At 54.5% G+C, this 22,428-nt stretch carries 21 protein-coding genes and 1 pseudogene; 4 read left to right on the top strand and 18 right to left on the bottom strand.

Annotation, left to right across the window (positions count from 1 at the left end; genetic code table 11):
* Window positions 1-42: 42 nt before the first annotated feature.
* The 9 genes from flgJ to flgB form a co-directional block, all read right to left on the bottom strand.
* Entirely contained in the window at window positions 43-1,011 is a 969-nt protein-coding gene (flgJ, locus tag J1778_RS24100; protein ID WP_217175281.1) for a flagellar assembly peptidoglycan hydrolase FlgJ, read from the bottom strand.
* Window positions 1,011-2,117, bottom strand: a complete 1,107-nt coding sequence (locus tag J1778_RS24095) for a flagellar basal body P-ring protein FlgI (RefSeq protein WP_217175280.1) — start codon at window positions 2,115-2,117, stop codon at window positions 1,011-1,013. Before J1778_RS24095 ends, flgJ begins: the two co-directional genes overlap by 1 nt.
* 10 nt (window positions 2,118-2,127) lie before the next feature.
* The gene (locus J1778_RS24090; RefSeq protein ID WP_217175376.1) at window positions 2,128-2,832 is read right to left on the bottom strand and encodes a flagellar basal body L-ring protein FlgH; all 705 of its coding nucleotides are present in this window, start codon (window positions 2,830-2,832) and stop codon (window positions 2,128-2,130) included.
* Window positions 2,833-3,033: 201 nt separating this feature from the next.
* A complete protein-coding gene (gene flgG / locus J1778_RS24085) occupies window positions 3,034-3,816 on the bottom strand; it encodes a flagellar basal-body rod protein FlgG (RefSeq protein WP_217147966.1) in 783 nt (260 codons plus the stop codon).
* A 21-nt stretch (window positions 3,817-3,837) separates the two neighbouring features.
* Entirely contained in the window at window positions 3,838-4,593 is a 756-nt protein-coding gene (locus J1778_RS24080; protein ID WP_112289805.1) for a flagellar basal body rod protein FlgF, read from the bottom strand.
* A 35-nt stretch (window positions 4,594-4,628) separates the two neighbouring features.
* A complete protein-coding gene (gene flgE, locus J1778_RS24075) occupies window positions 4,629-5,873 on the bottom strand; it encodes a flagellar hook protein FlgE (protein ID WP_217175279.1) in 1,245 nt (414 codons plus the stop codon).
* Window positions 5,874-5,950: 77 nt separating this feature from the next.
* Window positions 5,951-6,655 (bottom strand): flagellar hook assembly protein FlgD, encoded by a 705-nt coding sequence (flgD, locus tag J1778_RS24070; protein WP_217175278.1) that lies wholly within the window; start codon window positions 6,653-6,655, stop codon window positions 5,951-5,953.
* 11 nt (window positions 6,656-6,666) lie between these two features.
* Window positions 6,667-7,071 carry a flagellar basal body rod protein FlgC gene (gene flgC / locus J1778_RS24065; protein WP_112289801.1) on the bottom strand — a complete coding sequence of 135 codons (405 nt, stop codon included), beginning with the start codon at window positions 7,069-7,071 and terminating at the stop codon, window positions 6,667-6,669.
* 6 nt (window positions 7,072-7,077) lie between these two features.
* Window positions 7,078-7,488 (bottom strand): flagellar basal body rod protein FlgB, encoded by a 411-nt coding sequence (flgB, locus tag J1778_RS24060; RefSeq protein ID WP_112289799.1) that lies wholly within the window; start codon window positions 7,486-7,488, stop codon window positions 7,078-7,080.
* A gap of 164 nt (window positions 7,489-7,652) precedes the next feature.
* On the opposite strand from flgB, the gene flgA reads away from it, so the two are divergent.
* The 3 genes from flgA to J1778_RS24045 all read left to right on the top strand — a co-directional run bounded on the left by flgA (window position 7,653) and on the right by J1778_RS24045 (window position 9,355).
* Window positions 7,653-8,393, top strand: coding sequence for a flagellar basal body P-ring formation chaperone FlgA (flgA, locus tag J1778_RS24055; RefSeq protein ID WP_217175277.1), 741 nt, complete (start codon window positions 7,653-7,655; stop codon window positions 8,391-8,393).
* A 158-nt stretch (window positions 8,394-8,551) separates the two neighbouring features.
* A complete protein-coding gene (gene flgM / locus J1778_RS24050) occupies window positions 8,552-8,854 on the top strand; it encodes a flagellar biosynthesis anti-sigma factor FlgM (RefSeq protein WP_112289796.1) in 303 nt (100 codons plus the stop codon).
* A 48-nt stretch (window positions 8,855-8,902) separates the two neighbouring features.
* A complete protein-coding gene (locus J1778_RS24045) occupies window positions 8,903-9,355 on the top strand; it encodes a flagella synthesis protein FlgN (RefSeq protein WP_217175276.1) in 453 nt (150 codons plus the stop codon).
* A gap of 65 nt (window positions 9,356-9,420) precedes the next feature.
* Here the strand turns inward: J1778_RS24045 and J1778_RS24675 are convergent.
* The 3 genes and pseudogenes from J1778_RS24675 to chaB form a co-directional block, all read right to left on the bottom strand.
* Window positions 9,421-9,585, bottom strand: a pseudogene (locus J1778_RS24675) (helix-turn-helix domain-containing protein); the annotation flags it as partial.
* Between the two features lie 52 nt (window positions 9,586-9,637).
* Window positions 9,638-10,327: a gamma-glutamylcyclotransferase gene (locus tag J1778_RS24040; protein ID WP_112289793.1), complete on the bottom strand. Its 690-nt coding sequence runs from the start codon at window positions 10,325-10,327 to the stop codon at window positions 9,638-9,640.
* A 348-nt stretch (window positions 10,328-10,675) separates the two neighbouring features.
* Window positions 10,676-10,909: a putative cation transport regulator ChaB gene (gene chaB / locus J1778_RS24035; RefSeq protein WP_217175275.1), complete on the bottom strand. Its 234-nt coding sequence runs from the start codon at window positions 10,907-10,909 to the stop codon at window positions 10,676-10,678.
* 478 nt (window positions 10,910-11,387) lie between these two features.
* Between chaB and chaA the strand changes: the two genes are divergently transcribed.
* Window positions 11,388-12,488, top strand: coding sequence for a sodium-potassium/proton antiporter ChaA (gene chaA, locus J1778_RS24030; RefSeq protein ID WP_217175274.1), 1,101 nt, complete (start codon window positions 11,388-11,390; stop codon window positions 12,486-12,488).
* 741 nt (window positions 12,489-13,229) lie between these two features.
* On the opposite strand, the gene J1778_RS24025 is transcribed toward chaA, so the two are convergent.
* From J1778_RS24025 to J1778_RS24000, 6 genes are all read right to left on the bottom strand, one after another.
* A complete protein-coding gene (locus tag J1778_RS24025; protein ID WP_217175273.1) occupies window positions 13,230-13,469 on the bottom strand; it encodes a hypothetical protein in 240 nt (79 codons plus the stop codon).
* Between the two features lie 97 nt (window positions 13,470-13,566).
* Window positions 13,567-14,247, bottom strand: coding sequence for a respiratory nitrate reductase subunit gamma (narI, locus tag J1778_RS24020; RefSeq protein WP_217175272.1), 681 nt, complete (start codon window positions 14,245-14,247; stop codon window positions 13,567-13,569).
* Entirely contained in the window at window positions 14,244-14,966 is a 723-nt protein-coding gene (gene narJ / locus J1778_RS24015) for a nitrate reductase molybdenum cofactor assembly chaperone (protein WP_217175271.1), read from the bottom strand. The genes narI and narJ overlap by 4 nt, the downstream gene beginning before the upstream one ends.
* Window positions 14,966-16,501, bottom strand: a complete 1,536-nt coding sequence (narH, locus tag J1778_RS24010; protein ID WP_217175270.1) for a nitrate reductase subunit beta — start codon at window positions 16,499-16,501, stop codon at window positions 14,966-14,968. Before narH ends, narJ begins: the two co-directional genes overlap by 1 nt.
* Window positions 16,498-20,262 (bottom strand): nitrate reductase subunit alpha, encoded by a 3,765-nt coding sequence (locus J1778_RS24005; protein ID WP_217175269.1) that lies wholly within the window; start codon window positions 20,260-20,262, stop codon window positions 16,498-16,500. The genes narH and J1778_RS24005 overlap by 4 nt, the downstream gene beginning before the upstream one ends.
* A gap of 445 nt (window positions 20,263-20,707) precedes the next feature.
* Window positions 20,708-22,411, bottom strand: a complete 1,704-nt coding sequence (locus tag J1778_RS24000) for a chloride channel protein (protein WP_217175268.1) — start codon at window positions 22,409-22,411, stop codon at window positions 20,708-20,710.
* Between the last annotated feature and the right edge of the window lie 17 nt (window positions 22,412-22,428).

The raw sequence follows: 22,428 nt of genomic DNA, 5'->3' as shown, positions 1-22,428 counted from the left end.
TGCACCGCCAAAACTTGAGAAAAAAAACGAGGATTTGGGGATCTAAAAGATATCTTTTAAATCATGGCCATACGCCTTAACCGCCTGCTCGCCTGCCCCTTTAATTTTCTGAATAACGCTGACCAGTTTGTCGGCATAATTCGGGTCGGTGGCATAGCCTGCTCGTTGCAGTTCATGCGCGGCTTGTTCAGGGGTATTGGCGGAGGCGACCTGGGCGTAACGCGGGTTGCTGGTCAGCAGTTTGATGTAGTCGCTGATGGCTTCCACGTAAGAACCGTAAACGCGGAAACTGGCCTGGACTTTTTTCGCCACGCCGTTGGTGTATTCGGTGGTAGTGATATTGGTGGTCGGGCCGTCCCAACTGCTGCCCGCTTTGATGCCAAACAGGTTGAAGCTGCGTTTGCCATCGGAGGTCGGAATTTCGCGCTGTCCCCAGCCGGATTCCAGCGCGGCCTGCGCCATGATCAGCTGATGTGAAATCCCGCTGTCTTTACTGGCCACCTGCGCCGGAATACTCAGGCTGGACACAAACTGTCCGCTGTCGGCAGGTAAAGGCGCACCGCCGGTGGTCCGGTCCGGAGCAGACGGAATGACTTTACGCAGATACTGTTCCATCGCCTGCACCGGCATGCTTTTCAGCACTTCACCGTCAAGCGCCATCGGCACCGTACCGGACAGTTCGGATGGCTGTTTAGAGCCGCCGGTCAGCTGTTCCACCATCATATCGGCCATGCCCAACCCTTTGTCGGACATGTCCTGCGCAATTTGCTGATCGTACATCGATGTATAAAGTTTGGTGGACTGGTTGTCGAGGATCCCCCCCTGCGGCAATGCCTGACGCATACTTTTCAGCATCATCTGGACAAATACGCCTTCAAACTGTTTCGCTACTTCTTTGAGATGCGCCTGCGGATTTTGCCCCACATCCCGCTTCAGTTTGTTGAGGGAATTGGCATCGTACGCCGCTCCTTGCGGGTCGAAAGCACCGGACATCGACATCAGATCGCTCATCAGATAATTTCCAAATCAGCACGCAGGCAGCCGGCTGTTTTCATGGCCTGCAGGATGGACATCAGATCGATAGGCGTGGCGCCTAACGCGTTCAGGGTACGGACCACGTTGTTCAGGCTGGCGCTGGAGCGCACCTGCTGAATAGAACCGCCGGACTGACGCACGGAAATATTGGTGTTAGGTGTCACGACGGTCTGACCGCCACCGAACGGTGTGTTTGGCTGGCTGACATCGTTCTGACGATCTACCACCACAGAAAGATTGCCCTGAGCGACCGCACAACTGTCGAGCGTCACATCACGGTTCATGACCACCGAGCCGGTACGGGAGTTGATGATGACTTTCGCATCCATTGGCCCGACGTTGACTTCGATATTTTGAATCTGCGCCAGAATGCGCACCTGAGAAGTGTTACCACGCGGCACGATAACCTGAATATTACGGGAATCGAGCGCTGACGCCGTGCCCATCCCCTGACGGTTGATGGCGTCGCTGACCTGCTGCGCCAGATTGAAATCTTCATCATTAAGTTGCAGGTTGATCACGCCTTCCGTGCCGAAGGTACTTGGCAGTTCGCGCTCGATGGTCGCACCGCCGGTAATTCGACCGCCGGACACCTGGTTAACCGTCACGCTGCTGCCACCGGCAGACGCACCCGCCCCACCGACCAGCACGTTACCCTGTGCCAGTGCGTAAACCTGGTTATCCACGCCTTTCATCGGCGTCATCAGCAAGGTGCCGCCGCGAATACTTTTGGCGTTACCCATGGAGGAAACGACGACGTCAATCGCCTGACCGGCGCGCGAGAATGCCGGCATTTTGGCGGTCACCATTACAGCGGCCACGTTTTTTAGCTGCATGTTGGTCCCGGCCGGAACGGTTATCCCTAACTGGGACAACATGTTGGTCAGGGTCTGAGTGGTGAACGGTGTCTGCGTGGTCTGGTCACCGGTTCCGTCGAGGCCGACCACCAGGCCGTAGCCGATCAGGGCGTTATCACGCACGCCTTGTACCGTCGTCAGATCACGAATACGGTCGGCGGATGCGGGCAGTACCACCAGGGCGGACATCGCCAGACAGATAACACCGGAAAGTAGTTTTCGCATGATTGCCTCGTTATAACGGCGATAAGTTTAGGAAGAACCGCTGCAACCAGCCCATGTTCTGCGCTTCATTGATGTAGCCGTTACCCACGTATTCGATGCGCGCATCTGCCACCTGCGTGGAGATAACGGCGTTTGAACCACTGATGGTGCGCGGGTTGACCACACCGGAGAACCGGATGAATTCGGTTCCCTGATTAATTTCGATTTGTTTTTCACCGACAACTTTCAGGTTGCCGTTAGCCAGCACTTCCGCGACCGTCACGGTCAGCGTGCCGCTGAAGGTGTTATTCGCCGCTGCGCCACCTTTACCGGCGAAGGTATTGCCGCCGGACATATCCAGATCGGCGCGGGCATTGCCGAACAGCCCTTCCAGATAACGCGGCGTAGTGGCCGCACCAAAGGTGGTTGATCCGTTGCGGCTGGCGTTCGCCGAGGAGCTTTTGCTCGCACTGACGTTTTCCTGTAAGACGATGGTCAGAGTATCCCCGACGTTACGTGGACGGCGGTCTTCAAACAGAGGCTGATAACCATAGTTCATCGGCTGAACGGACTGGAAAATCGAACCGTTAGGCACCGGCGGTGCGGCGGGCGCAGGGGTCGCTGTGGTGGTTCCGGGTACCAGCGGGGTATGCGGCATATACGCGCAGCCGTTCGCCAGTAACGTGATTAACAGCGGCAGCACCAGCTTGCCTGGTCGGTCTGTATAAGAAGTCATTACCGACGTTATTTTTTTGCTCACCACAGTTTCGCCTTAAAAAAATCGACCTGGTAGGGATCTGAACCGGTTCAGGACTGATGCCGTCAGGCCCCAGTCCTCTTGTTTTTTGTGGCTGCCCGAACCTGCGACAGCCACTTTCACTTTGTTATTACGTACAAAAAGAAATGACGTACTAGAAAGTTATGACGTACTAAACACTTACAGCTGCGAAAGTTTCTGCAGCATTTCATCCGAAGTCGACACGGCTTTACTGTTGATTTCGTAAGCGCGCTGCGTCTGGATCATGTTGACAAGCTCTTCCGCCACGTTGACGTTCGAGGTTTCGACATAACCCTGATACAGCAGGCCGGCACCGTTAAGTCCCGGAGTACTTTCGGTTGGCGCGCCGGAGCTCTGGGTTTCCTGATAAAGGTTTTCACCCATGGATTCCAGACCGCTGTTGTTGATGAAGGTGCTCAGCGTCAGCTGGCCGACTTGTTGTGCCGCCGTCTGGCCCTGCTGGGTCACGCTGACGATACCGTCACGACCGACCGTCATGCTCAGCGCATTGGTCGGAATAGTGATCGCCGGGATCACCTGATAGCCGCTGGATGTCACCAGCTGACCGTTCTGATCCACCTGGAAAGAACCGTCGCGGGTATACGCGGTGGTACCGTCCGGCAGCTGCACCTGGAAGAAACCTTCGCCTTTGACAGCGATGTCTTTACTGTTGCTGGTCTGCGACAGGTTGCCCTGCGAGAACAGACGTTCAGTCGACACCGGACGCACACCGGTACCAATCTGCAAACCCGATGGGAGGTTGGTCTGCTCAGAAGACTGCGCACCTGGCTGGCGGACAGTCTGGTAAAGCAGGTCTTCGAATACCGCACGCTGGCGTTTAAAGCCGTTGGTGCTGACGTTCGCCAGGTTGTTGGCGATGACGTCCATGTTGGTCTGCTGGGCATCCAGACCGGTTTTCGCAATATACAGCGATGGGATCATGTCATTACTCCTCTGCCATCATCAGCTCATTGACAGCAGATTGTTGGCACTCTGTTCATTTTCATCGACGCTGTGGATGACTTTCATCTGCATCTCAAAGCGACGGGCGTTGGCAATCATGTCAACCATGGTCGACACCGGATCCGCGTTACTGCCTTCAAGTGTTCCCGGCATCACGTGAATGGTCGGGTCGGCCTGTAAAGCGGCACCACGCGCCAGCGCCGTGGCCGGGGTCGGACGGAACATGCCGTCGTCGCCACGGGTCACTTCGCTGTTCGCGGCTTTCACCAGCTTGAGCTTACCGAGCTGCCCCATGGTGTTCGGGTCAGCGCCGGCTTCGAGCACGGCGATAGTGCCGTCCGCAGAAATCGTGAGCTGTGAATTCGGCGGAACCTCGATCGGGCCGTTGTCCCCCATTACCGGATGACCTTGTACGGTCAGCTGGTTAGTCGGTGACACCTGCATGTCACCGTTACGGGTATAAGCTTCAGTGCCATCAGGCATCTGCACCGCAAGGAAACCGTCCTGCTGTAAAGCCACATCCAGCGGACGGCCGGTGTAGTTAAGTTTGCCTTGCGTCATATCAGCGCCCGGCGTGGACGCCGTGACCAGCGTACGGGTCGGCAGGCTTTGACCTTCCACCGGCACCGCGCGCATGGCTAAAAGTTGCGAGCGAAAGCCGGGTGTATTGGCGTTAGCAAGGTTGCTTGACGTGACCGACTGCTGAACCAGTGTCTGGCTCGCGGCGCCGCTCGCGGTGTAGATAGCGTGATCCATAGTGCTGCCCTGTTCTCAAAGTAAAAAAGAGCGTCTTAACGCAGGTTAACCAGCGTGTTCAGGATGGAGTCCTGAGTTTTGATGGTTTGCGCATTCGACTGATAGTTACGCTGAGCAACGATCATGTTCACCAGTTCGGCACTCAGATCGACGTTGGAAGATTCCAGCGCGCCACTGGTCATGCTGGCGAAACCACCCGCACCCGCCACGCCGTTCACGGCCTGACCGGAGGAAGAGGTTGCCGTCCACACGTTGTTCCCTTCAGATTGCAGACCTTCCGGGTTAGAGAAGGAGCTCAGGACAATTTGTCCCAGCAGCTGCGTTTTCTGGTTGGAGTAAGTTCCGGTGATGGTGCCGTCATCATTGATGGTGTAACCGGTCATCTGACCTGCGGCGTAACCGTCCTGCGTCAGGGAACCGATGCTGTCGCTGCCGGTGCTCTGCTGGATACTGCCGGTGAAGTTCAGGCCAACAGACTGCGGCGTCACGGTGCCGTTGGTGGAGGTATTCATCACGATTGGCAGAGAACCGTTGGCGTTGACCGTACCGTCAGCCTGGGTTGCGCTGGCGAGTGCGCCGCTGGTATCAAATTTCAGCGTACCCATTTTGGTGGCGGCAGAACCGGCCACGCTGCTGTCGAGGGAGTACAAATCCCAGGTGTTAGACGCGGTTTTCACGAAGTACACGTTGTTATCGTGCGCGTTACCCTGAGAGTCATAGGTGGTGATGCTGTTGACGTAGTTGTACGTGGTGTCGTCGTTAGCATTGAACGTCTTCGCCGCCGGAATAGCCGTGTCGGTAGAGTTCAGGTTAGCGACCATGGTGGCTGCGGTAGTGGCTTTCGCACTCATCATGGTGGTCGGAACGCTCAGCGCGGTAGGCTGCGCACCGGCGGCGATGGTCGGTGGTGTACCCGTTGCCGGATAACCCGTCACGCTCAGACCCTGCGCGTTCACCAGATTGCGGTTAGCATCAAGGGAGAACTGGCCGTTACGCGAGTAATAAACTGTGCCGCTGCTGTCGGCCAGACGGAAGAAACCGTTGCCGCTCAGAGCCACGTCCAGGCCACGTGAGGTGTTGGTCGTGGTGCCATCGTTAAAGTTTTGCGTAACAGCCGCGACTTTAACGCCCATGCCTGCCTGAGAACCGGCAAACATATCGGCGAATGAAGCGGTCGCTGTTTTGAAACCCACGGTGGCGGAGTTGGCGATGTTGTTACCGATCACGTCCAGGTCGGTGGATGCCGCGCTGAGACCGCTGACTGCTTGTGAAAAGCTCATGTTAGCTCCATTTACTGTGTGTAGTGTTTTCAGCTCCTCTCCCTGCAAAGGGGGAGAGAGCGGTCTTAGTGTTTCGCTTACAAGATCTGGCGAACTGAATCGACGGAAGCGGTTCCCCGCACCCCGAGATCCAGCGCTGTGGTGCCTGATGAACTGGTGGTGACACCATTGACCAGCGCATAGTTAAGCGGTGTCGCGACCATTTGCTGACCGTTGTTCAGGGCATTGATGCTGAAGGTGTAGCCGCCATCCGGTGCTTTGGTGCCATCGTCCTGCGTGCCGTCCCAGGTATAACTGTGAACACCGGCGGTCTGACCGCCCAGCGAGATGGTTTTCACCACTTTGCCGGTAGAATCGCTGACGGTGGCCGTGGTGGTATCCGAGGCTGTTTCCAGCTCGAAACCGAATGGTGTGGTGCTGACGGTGCCGTCTGTATCGCTGCCGACCAGAATGGCGCTGCCGGAAACCATCACGCCGTGACCAATCAGGGAGCTGGCCTGTACGGAAGAACCGCTGGTGATTTGTCCCGAAATGCTGCCGAGTGTGGTATTGAGTTTTTCAATCCCGCTCACGGTGCTGATCTGTGCCAGCTGGCTGGTCAGCTGACTGTTATCCATCGGGTTGGTCGGATCCTGGTTTTTAAGCTGTGCAACTAACAGCGTCAGGAAACTGCTGGATAAATCATCGGCAGAACTGGCACCTGTGGTGGACGAACCGCCGGAACTGGTGCCGGTGATCGTGGTGTTGTCTGTGGTGTCATTAATCGACGTGGTTATGGCCATGGTTCGCTCCGCTATTGCCCCAGAGTGAGGGTTTTCATCATCAACGACTTGGTGGTGTTAAGCACTTCGACGTTGGCCTGATAACTGCGGGAAGCGGAGATGGTGTTCACCATTTCGCTGACCACATCTACGTTTGGCATCTTCACATAGCCCTTGGCATCCGCCATCGGATTGCCCGGCTGGAAGACCAGGCGATCCGGAGACGGATCATCAACGACCTGCGCCACTTTCACGCCGCCCGTTTCCTGACCAGGTGCCGCATCCACCTGAAAAACCACCTGCTTCGCTTTGTACGGCTGGCCATCAGGGCCGGTCACACTGTCGGCGTTGGCCATGTTACTGGCGCTGACGTTCAGGCGCTGAGACTGCGCGGCAAGCGCAGAACCGGCGATATCAAAAATACCGAGCATTGACATGGGTTATTATCCTTGCAGCACCGACATCATCCCTTTGATTTGGCCGCCGAGGACGGTCAGATCGGTCTGATAGCGCACGCTGTTATCCGCGAAATTAGTACGTTCACGGTCCATATCGACCGTGTTACCGTCGGCTGATGGCTGGTCAGGGATCCGGTACATCAGATCCATATCTGCAGGCTGGACGTTCGAAGCCGGAATATGGCGATCGGATGTCAGCGCTAAAGACATACCGCTGCCACTCGCGCGCCCCTGCTCCATCACCTTCTGCAACTGACTGGCGAAATCGATATCGCGCGCCTGATACCCTGGGGTGTCGGCGTTGGCAATATTGGCTGAAAGTATTTCTTGCCGCTGGGCACGCAGGTTGAGCGCTTCCTGTTGGAACTGTAGTGCGGCGTTCAATTTGTCGAGCATGCGCCCTCCGCAAAGTGAGATTTTGGAGTCGACAGCATAAATGCGAGTGTCAACTGCCTATCGTCTGAATAAGCGCAAAATCGTCCGCTATTTGTTCCTTTAGGAATTGAAAAGTACGCGTAGACTTGTCGCCAGTAGTAAGTTGGCACAAAGGTAAATTGCGTATGAACAGGCAGAGAATCCGTCGTTTGGGTATCACACTGGGCTGCATCTTTCTGGGTGCGACATCCGGTGCGGTGAGCTATGCACAGTCTTTGCCCGTGAAAAACGAGCAGGTCAAAAACGTGCCAGCTTCGGCACACAGCGATACACTGCTGTCTTCGCAAATCCAGCAGTTCTTCCGCCAGCAATATGCGCAAAGCGGAATGCAGGTGACGGTGCTGATAAGCACTCCCGCGGCGCGGCAGCCACAGTGTTTGTCACCACAATTTATGCTTTCGCCTAACAGCCGTACCTGGGGCAATGTTTCAGTCGCGGTGAACTGTAACGGGCAAAAGAGTTACGTGCAGACCAAGGTGCAGGTCAGCGGCACCTACTGGGTCGCGGCGAAGAATGTGCCGTCAGGTGCGCATCTGGCAGAAACGGATTTGCAGCAAAAAACCGGACGTTTGGATTTGTTGCCACCGAAGGCCATTCTCGACAGCAAACAGGCGATTAACGGGATTACGCTGCGCAATATCAGCATTGGTCAGCCGTTAACGCTTTCGATGTTACGGCGTCCGTGGATGGTACATGCAGGACAGGAAGTGCAGGTTCAGGCAACAGGCAGCGGATTTAATGTGTCGGGTTCCGGAAAGGCGATGAATAATGCAGCAGCGAATGACTCGGTGCGGATCAGAATGCCGTCAGGCGTGATTGTGAACGGGATGGTCGGCCCGGACGGCTCTGTGACAGTGGAGATTTAGCCCTGTATTGCAACTCCTTTTAGACAAGAAGTTGCAATAAAGACTAAAGTTATTTCGCCACATGTCGATAACAAACGTATCAGAGTCGTCTCACGACGGCATTTTTAGGGTTTTTGTGTTAATTAACCGCCCTGAATACCCTAACCGGAGAAAAGATTATGGCTATCGATCGCACGCAAGGTGTTTCACCTTTAACTTCGATCCAGCAGCGCGACCCTTCTGAAGCTTCTGTTCAGACCGCGCGCAAAGAAGGTACTGTTTCTGGCACCACCACCAGCGGTACGGCGGTGACCCTGAGTTCAGCGCAAGCGTCTCTGACTCAGTCCAGTGCTCAGGACATCAACACGGCACGTGTCGACGAACTGAAACAAGCTATCCGTGATGGCAAACTGACCATGGATACCGGCAAAATTGCCGATGCTTTGTTGCAGGACACGCAGGATTATCTCAAAGGTCTTTAAACTGAGGCTTCAGGATTAAAGACGATAGTTGGAAGGTATTAAGGCCCGATGAAGAACTTTATCAAGACCATGACTACCTTGGTTGAAACGTTGCAAGCTCTGGATCAAGTGATTAATCACGAACAAACGATACTTTGCTCGGGCCGCGTTAATGGTGCTGCCCTGCAACATATCACCGAGCAGAAAAGCTCACTGTTAGCTACGGTAGACTATCTTGATAAGCAGCGTCGTCAGCATGACGAGCGCCTGAAACAAAATGCGCCTTACTTAGATCCACAAGGGCACCGTCAGCCGGAAATCACGGCAATGTGGGAAGAAGTCGTGCAACTGACCAGTAAGCTGAGTCAGATTAACCGCCATAACGGCATGTTACTGGGCAAACAGATTGTCTATAACACCGAGGCTTTGGCTATCCTCAATGCCAGCCAGACGCAGAAATTCTACGGACCGAACGGGCAGGAAACCGTGTCGGGGCAAACCGTACGCAAGATCTCTGTGTAGAGCATAACGGGGGGAACGCTTTCCCCTCAGCACTTCTTCCGCACTCTCATCCAGATACGCGATATCTATACCAAACCCGCCAGCCGCTCTAATGTCGCCGGGTCTTTTTCGACCAACTTTATCAGCAAAATGGCCTGCCGGTTAGGTTTCGCTCTGCCCTGCTCCCAGTTCTGATAGGTTGTCAGTGCTGTTTGCAGGTAATAAGCAAAAACCGCCTGCGAAATATTCAGGGGGTATAAGATTGCGCGGAGGACCCGCGCAGTTTGAATGAGGCAGAATTCTTTAACTCAGGCCGGGCACATCAAAGCCGGGAGTGACCGACAGCAGCATCCGCACCTGTTTCACCAGTTCGCTCATACAATCATCACGCATTCCGTAATTGTTGAGCTCTTTTTCCAGGGCAAACAAATACTGCGCGTTGGTGCCAAGCGGGCCACTGGCCTGAGCAATCAGAGGGGCAATAACCTGATAATCGGTATCCGCTTCATACTGAGGGTGTGAGGAGTCCATGATAAACACCAGCGCGGTCACCGTGCGGCCATCATCGAGCTCTAACTCGCACCAGGTCGGACGATAGCAGCCGGTCAGCATTTCACGCTTCCACAGCAATTCGAGTTCTTCGTGAAGTTTGTCTTCCGGCAGACGGAACGCCAGCCCGGTGGTCTGACCGCCATCACGCAGCGCCAGCATACGGCCCGGTTGCGCATGAGTTCCCCGCCCTGAAGTCAGACGTAAACAGAAAGCACGGTGATAGCCGCGCAAAATGGCAGGCCGCGCCTCTTCGGAATCGAAAACCGGATTCCACATCAGCGAACCGTAGCCAAAGATCCAGACCGGGCTGTTATCGGGGCGACGCGCCAGCGTACAGCTCAGTGAGGCGGCACGTTGTTCAGGGGTCAGGAGCATCGATTCGTCAATGCTGCCAAATGCTGTTTTACAATCTGCGTTACGCAGGAAATCTCGAGTTAACATTCATTCCCCCTTCGGTACGACTTACTTTTGAACATGCCATGCTGTTGACGCTGTGTTCTCCGCTATCGTGGTTTTGGACTGATCAAGTTATCGGACGGTTTTCGCCTTAACTTGAGGCGCTGGCAGGCTTGATTCGGAATTTTGTTATCACCCTGCCTGATGAAACCTTATTCGTTTCTTTCGTTGCAATCAAGATTGAGAGCGATCACAAAACGAAAATAAAATGATTATTTTATGAACATTGTAAGAACATTGACATTTAAGAGGGAAATAACACCAAAACAGACAGAATAAATGCGGGGGATGTGAGAGATAACGGGTCAGGCGTCCCCCGACCCGCGGCGGATATCAGGATTTTTTAGGATGCCATTTGTCGTCATCGCCTTTTTTATAGCTGTGTTTTACCGCGGCCCACGCCACTTTATGCGCGGTCTCTTCGCGGGAATCATCGCCCTGACGATCTTTTGGCTTTGCATACTCATCCCAGGCGCTGTTAAAGGCTTCTTTATAAATGTCCTGGGCATGTGCCGGCAGGACATTGCGAACAGAGTCAGGCAACGCTGAGCGGTTCTGATAAGGCATAACTTACTCCTTTTTCATGACGTTCATGATCGTTACATTTTAAGTGTGCGCTGCGGGCACACAGGCCTAAGTCTAGCTGCTAACCTCAAAACACTCAGCCAGATTATTCCAGATCTCAGCCATCAGACGTAAAAACGCCAGATTCATCCGATTTTTCATGTGGGTATAGGGATGATTTACAAAAATTGACGGATCATCCACATAAAACCATTATTGAAAATTAACTTATTGTTTTTATGTATTTTAAATAATTAACAATGAAAATTAAGTTGAGTGTAAACTGACATTTTTTTGATTCATGCAATAAAAAACAGCTGTCATATCAGTTTTTATTGATGAGTCATGATAATAAACTGTTAACAGATTAATTTATCTACTATACTTAACGAGTTACAACTTTATGCTGCTATGCATTTTGCTTACAACCGACAGACAGGCGGTTGTAAATTCGTGAGTGTTTATAAGGAGAATAATCATCATGGTGTCTTCACAGGAACATCCAAAAGTAAAAACCCGCCATCAGGAATACTCCCTGATTTTCCCTATTGCTGCACTTATCGTTCTCGTCCTCTGGGGCAACAGCAGTAATTTTGCCTCAGTCGTCGGCATCAATTTAATCGCGCTGGTCGGTATTCTCGCCAGCGCCTTCAGCGTGGTACGTCACGCCGACGTACTGGCACACCGTCTGGGCGAACCTTACGGCTCACTCATCCTCAGCCTTTCAGTGGTCATCCTCGAAGTCAGTCTGATTTCGGCCCTGATGGCGACAGGTGACGCCGCTCCGGCGCTGATGCGTGACACCTTATTCTCTATCATCATGATTGTTACCGCAGGTCTGGTTGGCGTTGCGCTGCTGCTCGGCGGCCGCAAATTCGCCACGCAGTATGTCAATCTTGGTGGTATCAAACAGTATCTGATGGCGATTTTCCCGCTGGCGGTGATCGTCCTCGTTCTGCCAGCCGCGCTGCCCGCTGGCAACTTCTCCACGCCACAGGCGTTGTTCGTCGCGGTAATTTCAGCGGCGATGTACGGGGTGTTTCTGCTTATCCAGACCAAAACCCACCAGAGCCTGTTTATTTACGAGCATGAAGACGAAGGCGAAGAAGACGGCCATGGAAAACCGTCATCGAAAAGTAATCTGACGCACACGCTCTGGCTGATTGTCCATCTGGTGCTGGTCATTGCGGTCACCAAATTCAATGCCAACCCTCTGGAAAGTCTGCTGACCGAACTGAACGCGCCTGCGCAGTTCACCGGCTTCCTGGTCGCGTTGCTTATCCTTTCACCGGAAGGTCTGGGGGCACTGAAAGCGGTACTGAAGAATCAGGTACAGCGCGCCATGAATTTGTTCTTCGGTTCCGTGCTGGCGACGATTTCACTGACCGTTCCTGCGGTCACCGTGATTGCCACTCTGACCGGTCAGGACCTGATTTTCGGCCTGGCGCCAGCCAACATTGTGGTCATGCTGGCCGTCATGATCCTGTGCCAGATATCGTTCTCGACGGGGCGTACCAATGTACTTAATGGTACTGCGCACCTGGCGTTGTTCTGCGCGTATATGATGCTGATAATGCTGTAATAATAAGACCTTGGGTTGCCACCCAAACTGGCCTTAAGGTCAAGTTCAAAACCTTGGGTTGCCACCCAAACTGGCCTTAAGGTCAAGTTCAACACCTTGGGTTGCCACCCAAACTGGCCTCAAGGTCAAGGTCGTGGGCGTCGGCCCACACCGACCAGAGACCCGGTAACGCGCGGGCCTCTGGACTCCGCGCTTTTTCACTGCGCGCTATCGCGGTTATGACGGACATGTTCTGGTGCATTGGTGAGTGGCGCAAATCCAGGTGCTTCGCACTGCCTTCTCTCGGTCTTCGAGCCTCTGGTCTCGAAGCCGCTCCGTTCAGCTGAATTTTGAGCACGCCAATCAACTTTTCTAAAAGATGAAAAACAGTCTGCCGTTGATTTTAAGGTCGTGCGGGCGATTCAGAAATCTTGCTGAACGGAGCGGCCTGGAGACCCAAGGCTCCAGGACCGAGAGAAGGAACCGCGCAGCGGCAAGATTTCCAGCCTGTCGCAGTGGTCACTGAAACATAGCCAGCGAGCGGAGCGCGCAGTTAAAGAGCCGGAGATTCTTAAGAGGCGCGGCGATAGGCGCCTCTTAAGGCCAGTTTGGGTGGCAACCCAAGGTCTTGTCGGTGTGGGCCGACGCCCACGACCTTGAATTTGAATTTGAATTTGAATTTGAATTTGAATTTGAATTTGAAGTTGAAGTTGAATTTGAAGTTGAATTTAAGGTTAATCAACCTCAACTTCAACCTCGCCCTCAGAGCTCCCCTTTCTTCTTCTTGTTCCTGATCACCAGCCAGCTGATCAGCGCCATCACACAGCCGATAAAGATAAACCAGATGCCCAGCATCAGTTGGGGTGCCATTTCTCCCGGCGGGGTCTCAGGGCTGCCGACCACTAAACCGTGGAGGGTGGCAACAATGCCGATCACCAGCAAAATCAGGCTGTTGCGAAGTAAACGACGGGCTACGGTCATGGGTTGTCTTGGGGTGGCCATCAGATGCGTCCTTGAGCAATAAAAAAAAGATAAGGGCGCATCATAGCGCCCTTCGTTTTTATGTCAAAACCGTCAGTTCATAATCCGTGAAGGTCAATCAGCGACGATTACGTACCAGCTGATAACGACGGGTCAGATATTCCACCGGCGCGCTCCAGATGTGTACCAGACGGCAGAACGGGAACAGCAGGAATAAGGTCATCCCCAGCACCAGATGTATGCGAAAGATAAATGCCACACCGTCCAGATGCGCGGCCGCACCGCCACGGAATGTCACGACTGACTGCGCCCAGCCAACCAGTTTCATCATTTCACTGCCGTCCATATGCTGCGCGGAGAAAGGAATGGTGCTCAGTCCCAGCGCACATTGCACCACCAGCAGAATGATGATCATGATGTCGCCAAAACTGGAGGTCGCCCGCACGCGCTCGTTGCTCAGACGGCGCCACACCAGCATACCGCCGCCGATCAGCGTCATCACACCGCACGCGCCGCCCGCCCACATCGCCATCTGCTGTTTCACCGGCACCGGCAGGAAGGATTCGTACATCCAGTGCGGCGTCAGCATCCCGAAGGCATGACCGGCGAAAATGCCGAGGATACCCACGTGGAACAACGGCGAAGCGATGCGCAGCGTTTTCTTCTCCAGTAACTGGCTGGAGCCCGCGCGCCAGCTGTACTGGCCATAGTCGTAACGCAGCCAGCTGCCGACCAGGAATACCGTGCCGCACAGGTACGGATAAATATTGAAAAAGAAGTTGTTGAGGAAGTCGGTCATTTGCGTGGTTCCCCCGCAGGCGTTTCATCAAGGTTCAGATACTGTGGTGCGACCGCACCGGCAAAGCGTTTCTGGTGCGCGGCTTCTTCACCCGACGCACAACTTTGCTCACCGAGGAACTTGATTTGCTCCTCTTCCCATACCGCGTCCAGCGCAGCAGGCGTGTCATCACGGGCTTCCTGTTTAATTCCTTCGCGCACCGTTGCGGTGGCGATATCACTGCCGGACAGCGCCAGCAGTAAATCAAACAATTCGGCGTAATGGCTGTCACGCTCCTGCAAACGGGCACTCAGTAAAGCCAGGATCGGCGCGATATCCCGCAGGCCCTCGCGGGCCTGATGTTCGTCACGCGCGGTAAGATATTCCAGATACAACGGCAGATAATCCGGCAACTCACGGCTGTCAATCTCCAGCCCGGCCTCGCGGTATTGCTCCATCAAATCAACCATCGCCTGACCACGGTCACGGGATTCCCCATGCACGTGTTCGAACAACAGTAACGATGTCGCGCGGCCACGATCGAACAAACCGGTATACGCCGACTGCACATCCAGCAGATCCCTTTTACAGAAATCTGTGATGTACAGCGCCAGATCCAGACGCTGTTCTGCGTTCAGTTCAGCAGACTGGGTGACCGCCTCGAGAAGCTCCATCTTGTGTTCCCACAAGTCTTCGGACGGATAATCCAGCAGCAGGCCGATGATGCGTAAACTGTTCATTAGCCTTTCCTTTCTGTTTTCGCGCCGATGTCGATGGCATCAATGCGTTTGCTGTTAAACAGGTTGAATTTGCTGTCGCTGCCATGACAACCGTCACCGAAGCTAAAACCACATCCTTTAGCTTCCGGGAAGGCTTCCCGCGCCTGTTCACGATGGCTTGAAGGCACCACGAAACGGTCTTCGTAGTTGGCGATCGCCAGATAGCGATACATTTCTTCCGCCTGCGCCGCAGACAATCCAACCTGTTCCAGCGCGCTGGTGTCCGTGATGCCATCCACCGTTTCAGCACGTTTAAAGTGACGCATCGCCAGCATACGCTTGAGCGCTCTCAGCACCGGTGCAGTGTCACCCGCCGTCAGCAGGTTCGCCAGATATTGCACAGGAATACGCAGGCTCTCGACGTCCGGCAGCACGCCGCTGTGCGGTAAGGCACCGGCGTCAGCAGCAGACTGAATCGGAGACAGCGGCGGCACGTACCAGACCATCGGCAGCGTGCGGTATTCAGGATGCAGTGGCAGTGCCAGCTTCCATTCAATCGCCATTTTATAGACCGGCGACTGACGCGCAGCGTCCATCACAGAAAGCGGAATGCCGTCCTTTTCAGCCTGAGCGATCACTTCAGGATCGTTCGGATCCAGGAAGATGCCCATCTGGCTTTCGTAGAGGTCTTTATCGTTCTCAACTGACGCGGCTTCAGCGATACGGTCGGCGTCATACAAAACCACGCCAAGGTAACGAATACGACCAACGCAGGTTTCGGAACAGACCGTTGGCTGGCCGGCTTCGATGCGCGGATAACAGAAAATACATTTTTCTGACTTGCCGCTTTTCCAGTTGAAGTAGATTTTTTTGTACGGACAGCCGGTCAGGCACATGCGCCAGCCGCGGCATTTGTCCTGGTCGATCAGCACGATGCCGTCTTCGCCACGCTTATAAATCGCACCGCTCGGACAGGTCGCCACACACGCCGGGTTCAGGCAGTGTTCGCACAGACGCGGCAGGTACGCCATAAAGGTGTTTTCGAACTCGCCGTACATCTCTTTCTGCATGTTGGCGAAGTTCTGATCGGCTGAACGTTTGCTGAACTCGGTGCCCAGATCGTCTTCCCAGTTCGGGCCGCCGGTAATTTTCTTCATACGCTTGCCGGTCAGCAGCGAACGCGGACGGGCTACCGGCTGATGTTTGCTGTCTTTCGCGGTGTGCAGATGCTGATAATCAAAATCAAATGGCTCGTAATAATCATCGATTTCCGGCATGTGCGGGTTAGCGAAGATTTTATGCAGCAGGTTGGCTTTGTTGCCCATACGCGGCTGCAGTTTGCCGTTGATTTTGCGGATCCAGCCGCCCTTCCATTTTTCCTGGTTTTCCCAGTCGTGCGGATAACCCAGACCGGGTTTGGTTTCCACGTTATTGAACCACGCGTATTCCATCCCTTCACGGCTGGTCCAGACGTTTTTACAGGTCACGGAACAGGTGTGGCAGCCAATGCATTTGTCGAGATTCAGCACCATGCCGACTTGTGAACGAATTTTCATTTGGCTTTCTCCTGTTGCACGGCGTCCTGCACGTAGTCATTGCCTTCATCGTCTAACCAGTCGATGCGGTTCATTTTGCGCACAATCACAAATTCATCGCGGTTAGAACCGACCGTGCCGTAGTAGTTGAAACCGTAGGCCAGCTGCGCGTAGCCGCCGATCATATGGGTCGGTTTCGGGCAAACGCGGGTAACGGAGTTGTGAATACCGCCGCGCTGCTGACTGATTTCCGAGCCCGGAATATTCACGATACGTTCCTGTGCGTGATACATCATGGTCATCCCCGCCGGTACGCGCTGGCTGACCACCGCACGGGCGCTCAGTGAACCGTTGGCGTTGAAGGCTTCGATCCAGTCGTTATCTTCGATGCCCAGTTTTGTCGCATCGTCTTCACTCAGCCAGACAATCGGGCCGCCGCGACCTAAGGTCAGCATCAGCAGGTTGTCGCTGTAAGTGGAGTGAATGCCCCATTTCTGGTGCGGCGTCAGGAAGTTCAGCGCCATTTCCGGATTACCGTTCGGTTTCGCATTCAGCAACGGCTGCGCCGCGCGGGTGTCGATTGGCGGACGGTACACCAGCAGGCTTTCACCGAAAGCACGCATCCACGCGTGATCCTGATAAATCTGCTGACGGCCGGACAGCGTGCGCCACGGGATCAGCTCGTGTACGTTGGTGTAACAGGCGTTGTATGAGACGTGTTCATCTTCCAGTCCGGACCACGTCGGGCTGGAGATGATTTTGCGTGGCTGTGCCTGAATATCGCGGAAACGGATTTTTTCGTCTTCTTTATTCAGCGCCAGATGCGTATGGTCGCGGCCGGTATTTTCACTCAGGGCCGCCCAGGCTTTCACTGCCACCTGACCGTTAGTTTCCGGTGCCAGCGTCAGGATGACTTCTGCCGCATCAATCGCGGTGTTAATCATCGGCTGGCCTTTGGCGGTGCCATCCGGTTTGGTGTAATTCAGTTTTTTCAGTAAACCGACTTCGCTGTCGGTATTCCAGCTGATGCCTTTACCGCCGTTACCGAGTTTTTCCAGCAACGGACCCACCGACGTGAAGCGCTCGTAAGTATTCGGATAATCACGTTCAACGGCCATCAGATGCGGTGCGGTACGCCCCGGGATCAGGTCGCATTCGCCTTTTTTCCAGTCTTCCACGCCAAACGGCTGCGCCAGCTCAGCAGCGGAATCGTGCTGGATAGGCAATGTCACCACATCGGTTTCGACGCCAAGATGACCGACGCAGACGCGGGAGAATTCTTTGGCGATGCCTTTGTAGATTTCCCAGTCGCTTTTCGAATCCCATGCCGGGTCCACAGCCGCAGACAACGGATGAATGAACGGATGCATATCCGACGTATTCATGTCGTCTTTTTCGTACCAGGTCGCGGTTGGCAGAACGATGTCGGAATACAGACAGGTGCTGGACATACGGAAATCAAGCGTCACCACCAGATCCAGTTTGCCTTCGCCGCCCTGCGCCTGCCATTCGACTTCTTCCGGCATCACGCCGCCCTGAATGCCTAAATCATCGCCCTGGATACCGTGTTCAGTACCCAGCAGATATTTCAGCATGTACTCGTGGCCTTTACCGGAAGAACCCAGCAGGTTGGAGCGCCAGACGAACAGGTTACGCGGGAAGTTCTGCGGGTTGTCCGGTTGTTCTGAGGCGAAACGTACGCTGCCTTCTTTCAGCGCCGCCACGGTGAAATCTGCCGGAGATAAACCGGCGGCTTTCGCCTGTTCTGCGATGCGTAACGGGTTAACGCTCAGCTGAGGCGCAGACGGCAGCCAGCCCATGCGCTCGGCGCGCACGTTGTAATCGATCATGCTGCCTGTGAATTTGGATTTATCCGCCAGCGGGGAGAGCAGTTCCTGCGGCGCGACGGTTTCGTAACGCCACTGGCTGGAATGGTTGTAGAAGAACGAGGTGCTGTTCATCTGGCGTGGCGGACGCTGCCAGTCGAGGCCAAATGCCAGCGGCTGCCAGCCGGTTTGCGGACGCAGTTTTTCCTGTCCGACGTAGTGGGCCCAGCCGCCGCCGCTCTGACCGACGCAACCACAGAAGATCAGCATGTTGATCAGGCCGCGGTAGTTCATGTCCAGGTGATACCAGTGGTTCATCCCGGCACCGACGATGATCATCGAACGACCGTGGGTTTTGTTGGCGTTATCGGCAAATTCATGGGCGATACGCTCGATGTTCTGCTGAGAAACACCGGTAATTTTCTCGGCCCAGGCTGGCGTATACGCTTTGATTTCATCATAGCTTTGCGCGCAGTTTTCATCGTTCAGGCCGCGTTCAATGCCGTAGTTCGCCAGCGTCAGGTCATAAACGCTTGCCACCAGACCGGTGCTGCCGTCTGCCAGTTGCAGGCGTTTGACCGGCAGTTTGTGCATCAGGATTTCATCCAGCGCTACGCTGTTGAAATGCTCACTGACCGCGCCACCGAAGTACGGATAACCGACGTTGACCACTTCATCGTGATCGTCGAGCAGGCTCAGCTTCAGGCTGACGTCTTTATGATCTTTCCCTTCGCGGGATTCCAGATTCCACTGACCTTTTTCGCCCCAGCGGTAACCAATAGAACCTAACGGTGACACCAGTTCGCCGGTGTTTTCGTCAAAGGCGATGGTTTTCCACTGCGGGTTATTTTCCTGACCAAGATTATCCACCAGATCAGACGCACGCAGCATACGGCCTGCCGCATAGGAACCGTCTTCGCGGGGTTCGAGCATCACCAGCATCGGCATGTCGGTATAGCGACGCACGTAGTCAGTGAAGTACTGGCTTGGATTATCGATATGGAAAGATTTGAGGATCACATGGCCCATTGCCAGCGCCAGTGCGCTGTCGGTGCCTTGTTTCGGTGCCAGCCACTGGTCGCAAATCTTAGCGATTTCGGCGTAATCCGGCGTAATGGCGACCGTTTTTGTGCCTTTGTAACGCACTTCGGTAAAGAAGTGAGCATCCGGCGTACGGGTCTGCGGAACGTTAGAACCCCAGGCGATAATATAAGAAGAGTTGTACCAGTCTGCCGATTCCGGCACGTCGGTCTGCTCGCCCCAGGTTTGCGGAGAAGCCGGTGGCAAATCGCAATACCAGTCGTAGAAGCTCAGACACACACCGCCGATCAGCGACAGATAACGTGCGCCGGACGCATAAGACACCATCGACATCGCCGGGATTGGCGAGAAACCAATGATGCGATCCGGGCCGAAAGTCTTGGCGGTATAAACGTTGGAGGCTGCAATCAGCTCATTCACTTCCTGCCAGCTTGAACGTACAAAACCACCGCGTCCGCGTGCGGCTTTATATTCTTTGGCTTTTTCCGGCTGATTAATGATCGAGCCCCAGGCATCCACCGGATCGCTGTGTTTCAGTTTGGCTTCACGCCACAACTGGATCAGCTTTTTACGCATCAGCGGATATTTCAGGCGATTGGCGCTGTAAAGATACCAGGAATAGCTGGCACCACGCGGGCAACCACGCGGCTCGTGATTCGGCAGGTCCGGACGGGTGCGCGGGTAGTCGGTCTGCTGGGTTTCCCAGGTGACCAGACCGTTTTTAACGTAAATCTTCCAGCTGCATGAACCGGTGCAGTTCACACCGTGGGTGGATCGCACCACTTTGTCGTGCTGCCAGCGGCTGCGGTAGCCATCTTCCCAGTCACGATTGGTATCCAGCGTCTGGCCATGGCCGTCAGCGAAAGGTTCAGCTAGCTGTTTGAAATAGCGAAACCGGTCAAGAAACTTGCTCATCCGGAACTCTCCTGTGCAAAGGCTTATTTGCGCTTTGTCATTATGTGAATGGCGGGGAATACAACTTCATTGCTCGTGCCCGAAGTAATTGGAATTGCAGCAAGGCAGCAAACGAAGGAATCCCGATGAGCTGACACAAGTCAGTGATTCGGGTGACTGAGTGCTGCTAACGCTGCTGCTATTTCAAGTACAAAGGGGAAATTGGCCTCAGGGTATGCACGCGCGGGAGCGGCCTACTTGATTGCGATCAAGGCCGCTCCGTCGTGTATTTTTTTACATAACGATAAATACCCCCAAAGAGGTATTAGCGAGAGGATTTCTATCTTATTGATTTACAATATTTAATTTTAAAACGGGTAAGGCATTTAACGCAGGAAGAAAGGATATGGAAAATGAGGGGTATTTCAGAAAGCAGCCGGTTTTCTTTGAGAAAACCGGCTGTAAGTCAGAGGAAATCTTTGGCTTTATTCAGCAATGAGGCTTTGGTGATCACGCCAAGTAACCGCCGCGATTCGGCATTTTCCAGCACCGGTAAACGTTCGAGCGGCGAGTTGCTGAACATCGCCCACGCCTGTTCGTAGCTGGCTTGCTGGAAAATCGTCGTGAACTCCTGTTCGATAAACGGGTCAATCGGGCTGTCGGATTTCACGCTGCCATCAATAAGACCAGCCGCCACCACGTTAGTCGGCACCACGCCAAGAAAACGCTCTTCCCGATCCACCACATACACATAACGCGTGCGCTGTTTCAGCCCTTCGCTGACCACTTCAGACAGCGAAGCATCAACGTACATTTTCGAGCACGGCGAAATCAGCGAGGCAACGGTACTGTATTCAAAGGCATTTTTCGCTGCAAACCGTGCATTGTGCCGCGTCAGCACCGGATAGGTTCCGCCGACTTTAAGACGTGAAGCAACCACATAAGAGATCGCCGTTGCCAGCATCAGCGGGAACAGCAGCGAACTGTTGAGGGTCATTTCGAACGCCATCATGATCGACATCAGCGGCGCGTGGCTGGTCGCCGCCAGCAGCGCACTCATGCCAATGGCCGCATACAGGCCGACCGGACCGGGATCAAACCCCAGCCATTGCAGGAAAGTACAGACCAGCGCCCCACCCGCCGCACCAATCAGTAACGATGGCGTAAACAATCCGCCCACCGCGCCGGAACCGATGGTGATGGCCGTGGCGACAATTTTCAGGATCAGCAGCACCAGCAACGATGTCTGTAAATCGCCGTTGTTAAGAATTAAGTCGATCACCTCAAACCCGTTACCGAGCACCAGCGGCGACATCATTGCAATCAGCCCGACACCCAGCCCGCCGAGCCCGAGACGCAGCGCAGGGTGCGAAATGGGTTTCATCCACTGACGGACTTTATCGATAGACGAGAGGAATAAGGGCCCGAGAATACCCGTCGCCACGCCAATAATCAGCACGGTTAATGTGGCACCCAAAGACGGAGTGAAAGAGACAGAAGAATAGAGATAGAGCGGCGCGTAATCCGTCAGTGAACGCACGGTGAGCACGGCAACCGACGCCGAGATAAACAGCGGGATCAGCCGCTGCACGGCAGTGACGCCAAAGGCGATTTCGGCCACAAACAGCGCACCGGCAAACGGGGCGTGATACACCGCCGCCAGCCCGCCAGCAGCGGCCATCGCGATAATGTCCGACTGATGAACGCCTTTAAAACGTGAAAAGCGCCCGAGCAGACTGCCGCTCAATGCCGAAAGCTGCACCATCGCCCCTTCCCGACCAATTGAACCGCCGCTGGCGATACTGGCCAGTGACGACAAACCACGCAGCACAGTGCTGATAACCGGAATGCCCGGCAAACGCTGATCAATCACATCCAGATAATCGGGCATCTTGCCGTGTTTGTTTTCGTAACGCAGCGCCAGGATCAGGATAAAACCCGCAATCACGCCACCGGCGGTGGTGATCAGCGGCCAGATGAGTTTCGGGTATTCGTTGAAAGCTTTGGTGATGTCACTGCCGTCCGTGAACATCAGGCCGTTGACCCCCGAAATGGCGCCGCGAAAAGCGATCGTTACCAGCGCGGCGACTATCCCGGCAGGAATGGCAATCAGCAGGTTTATCAGATCGCTCTTTTGCAGGGATTCAGGATTAAGGGCTTTCAGCGTCATAAAATCTCATCATGGAA

Origin of the sequence: Rahnella bonaserana (assembly GCF_019049675.1) — a bacterium.
Classification (GTDB): Bacteria; Pseudomonadota; Gammaproteobacteria; order Enterobacterales; family Enterobacteriaceae; genus Rahnella; species Rahnella bonaserana.
This window is presented reverse-complemented; position numbering and strand designations above follow the sequence as displayed.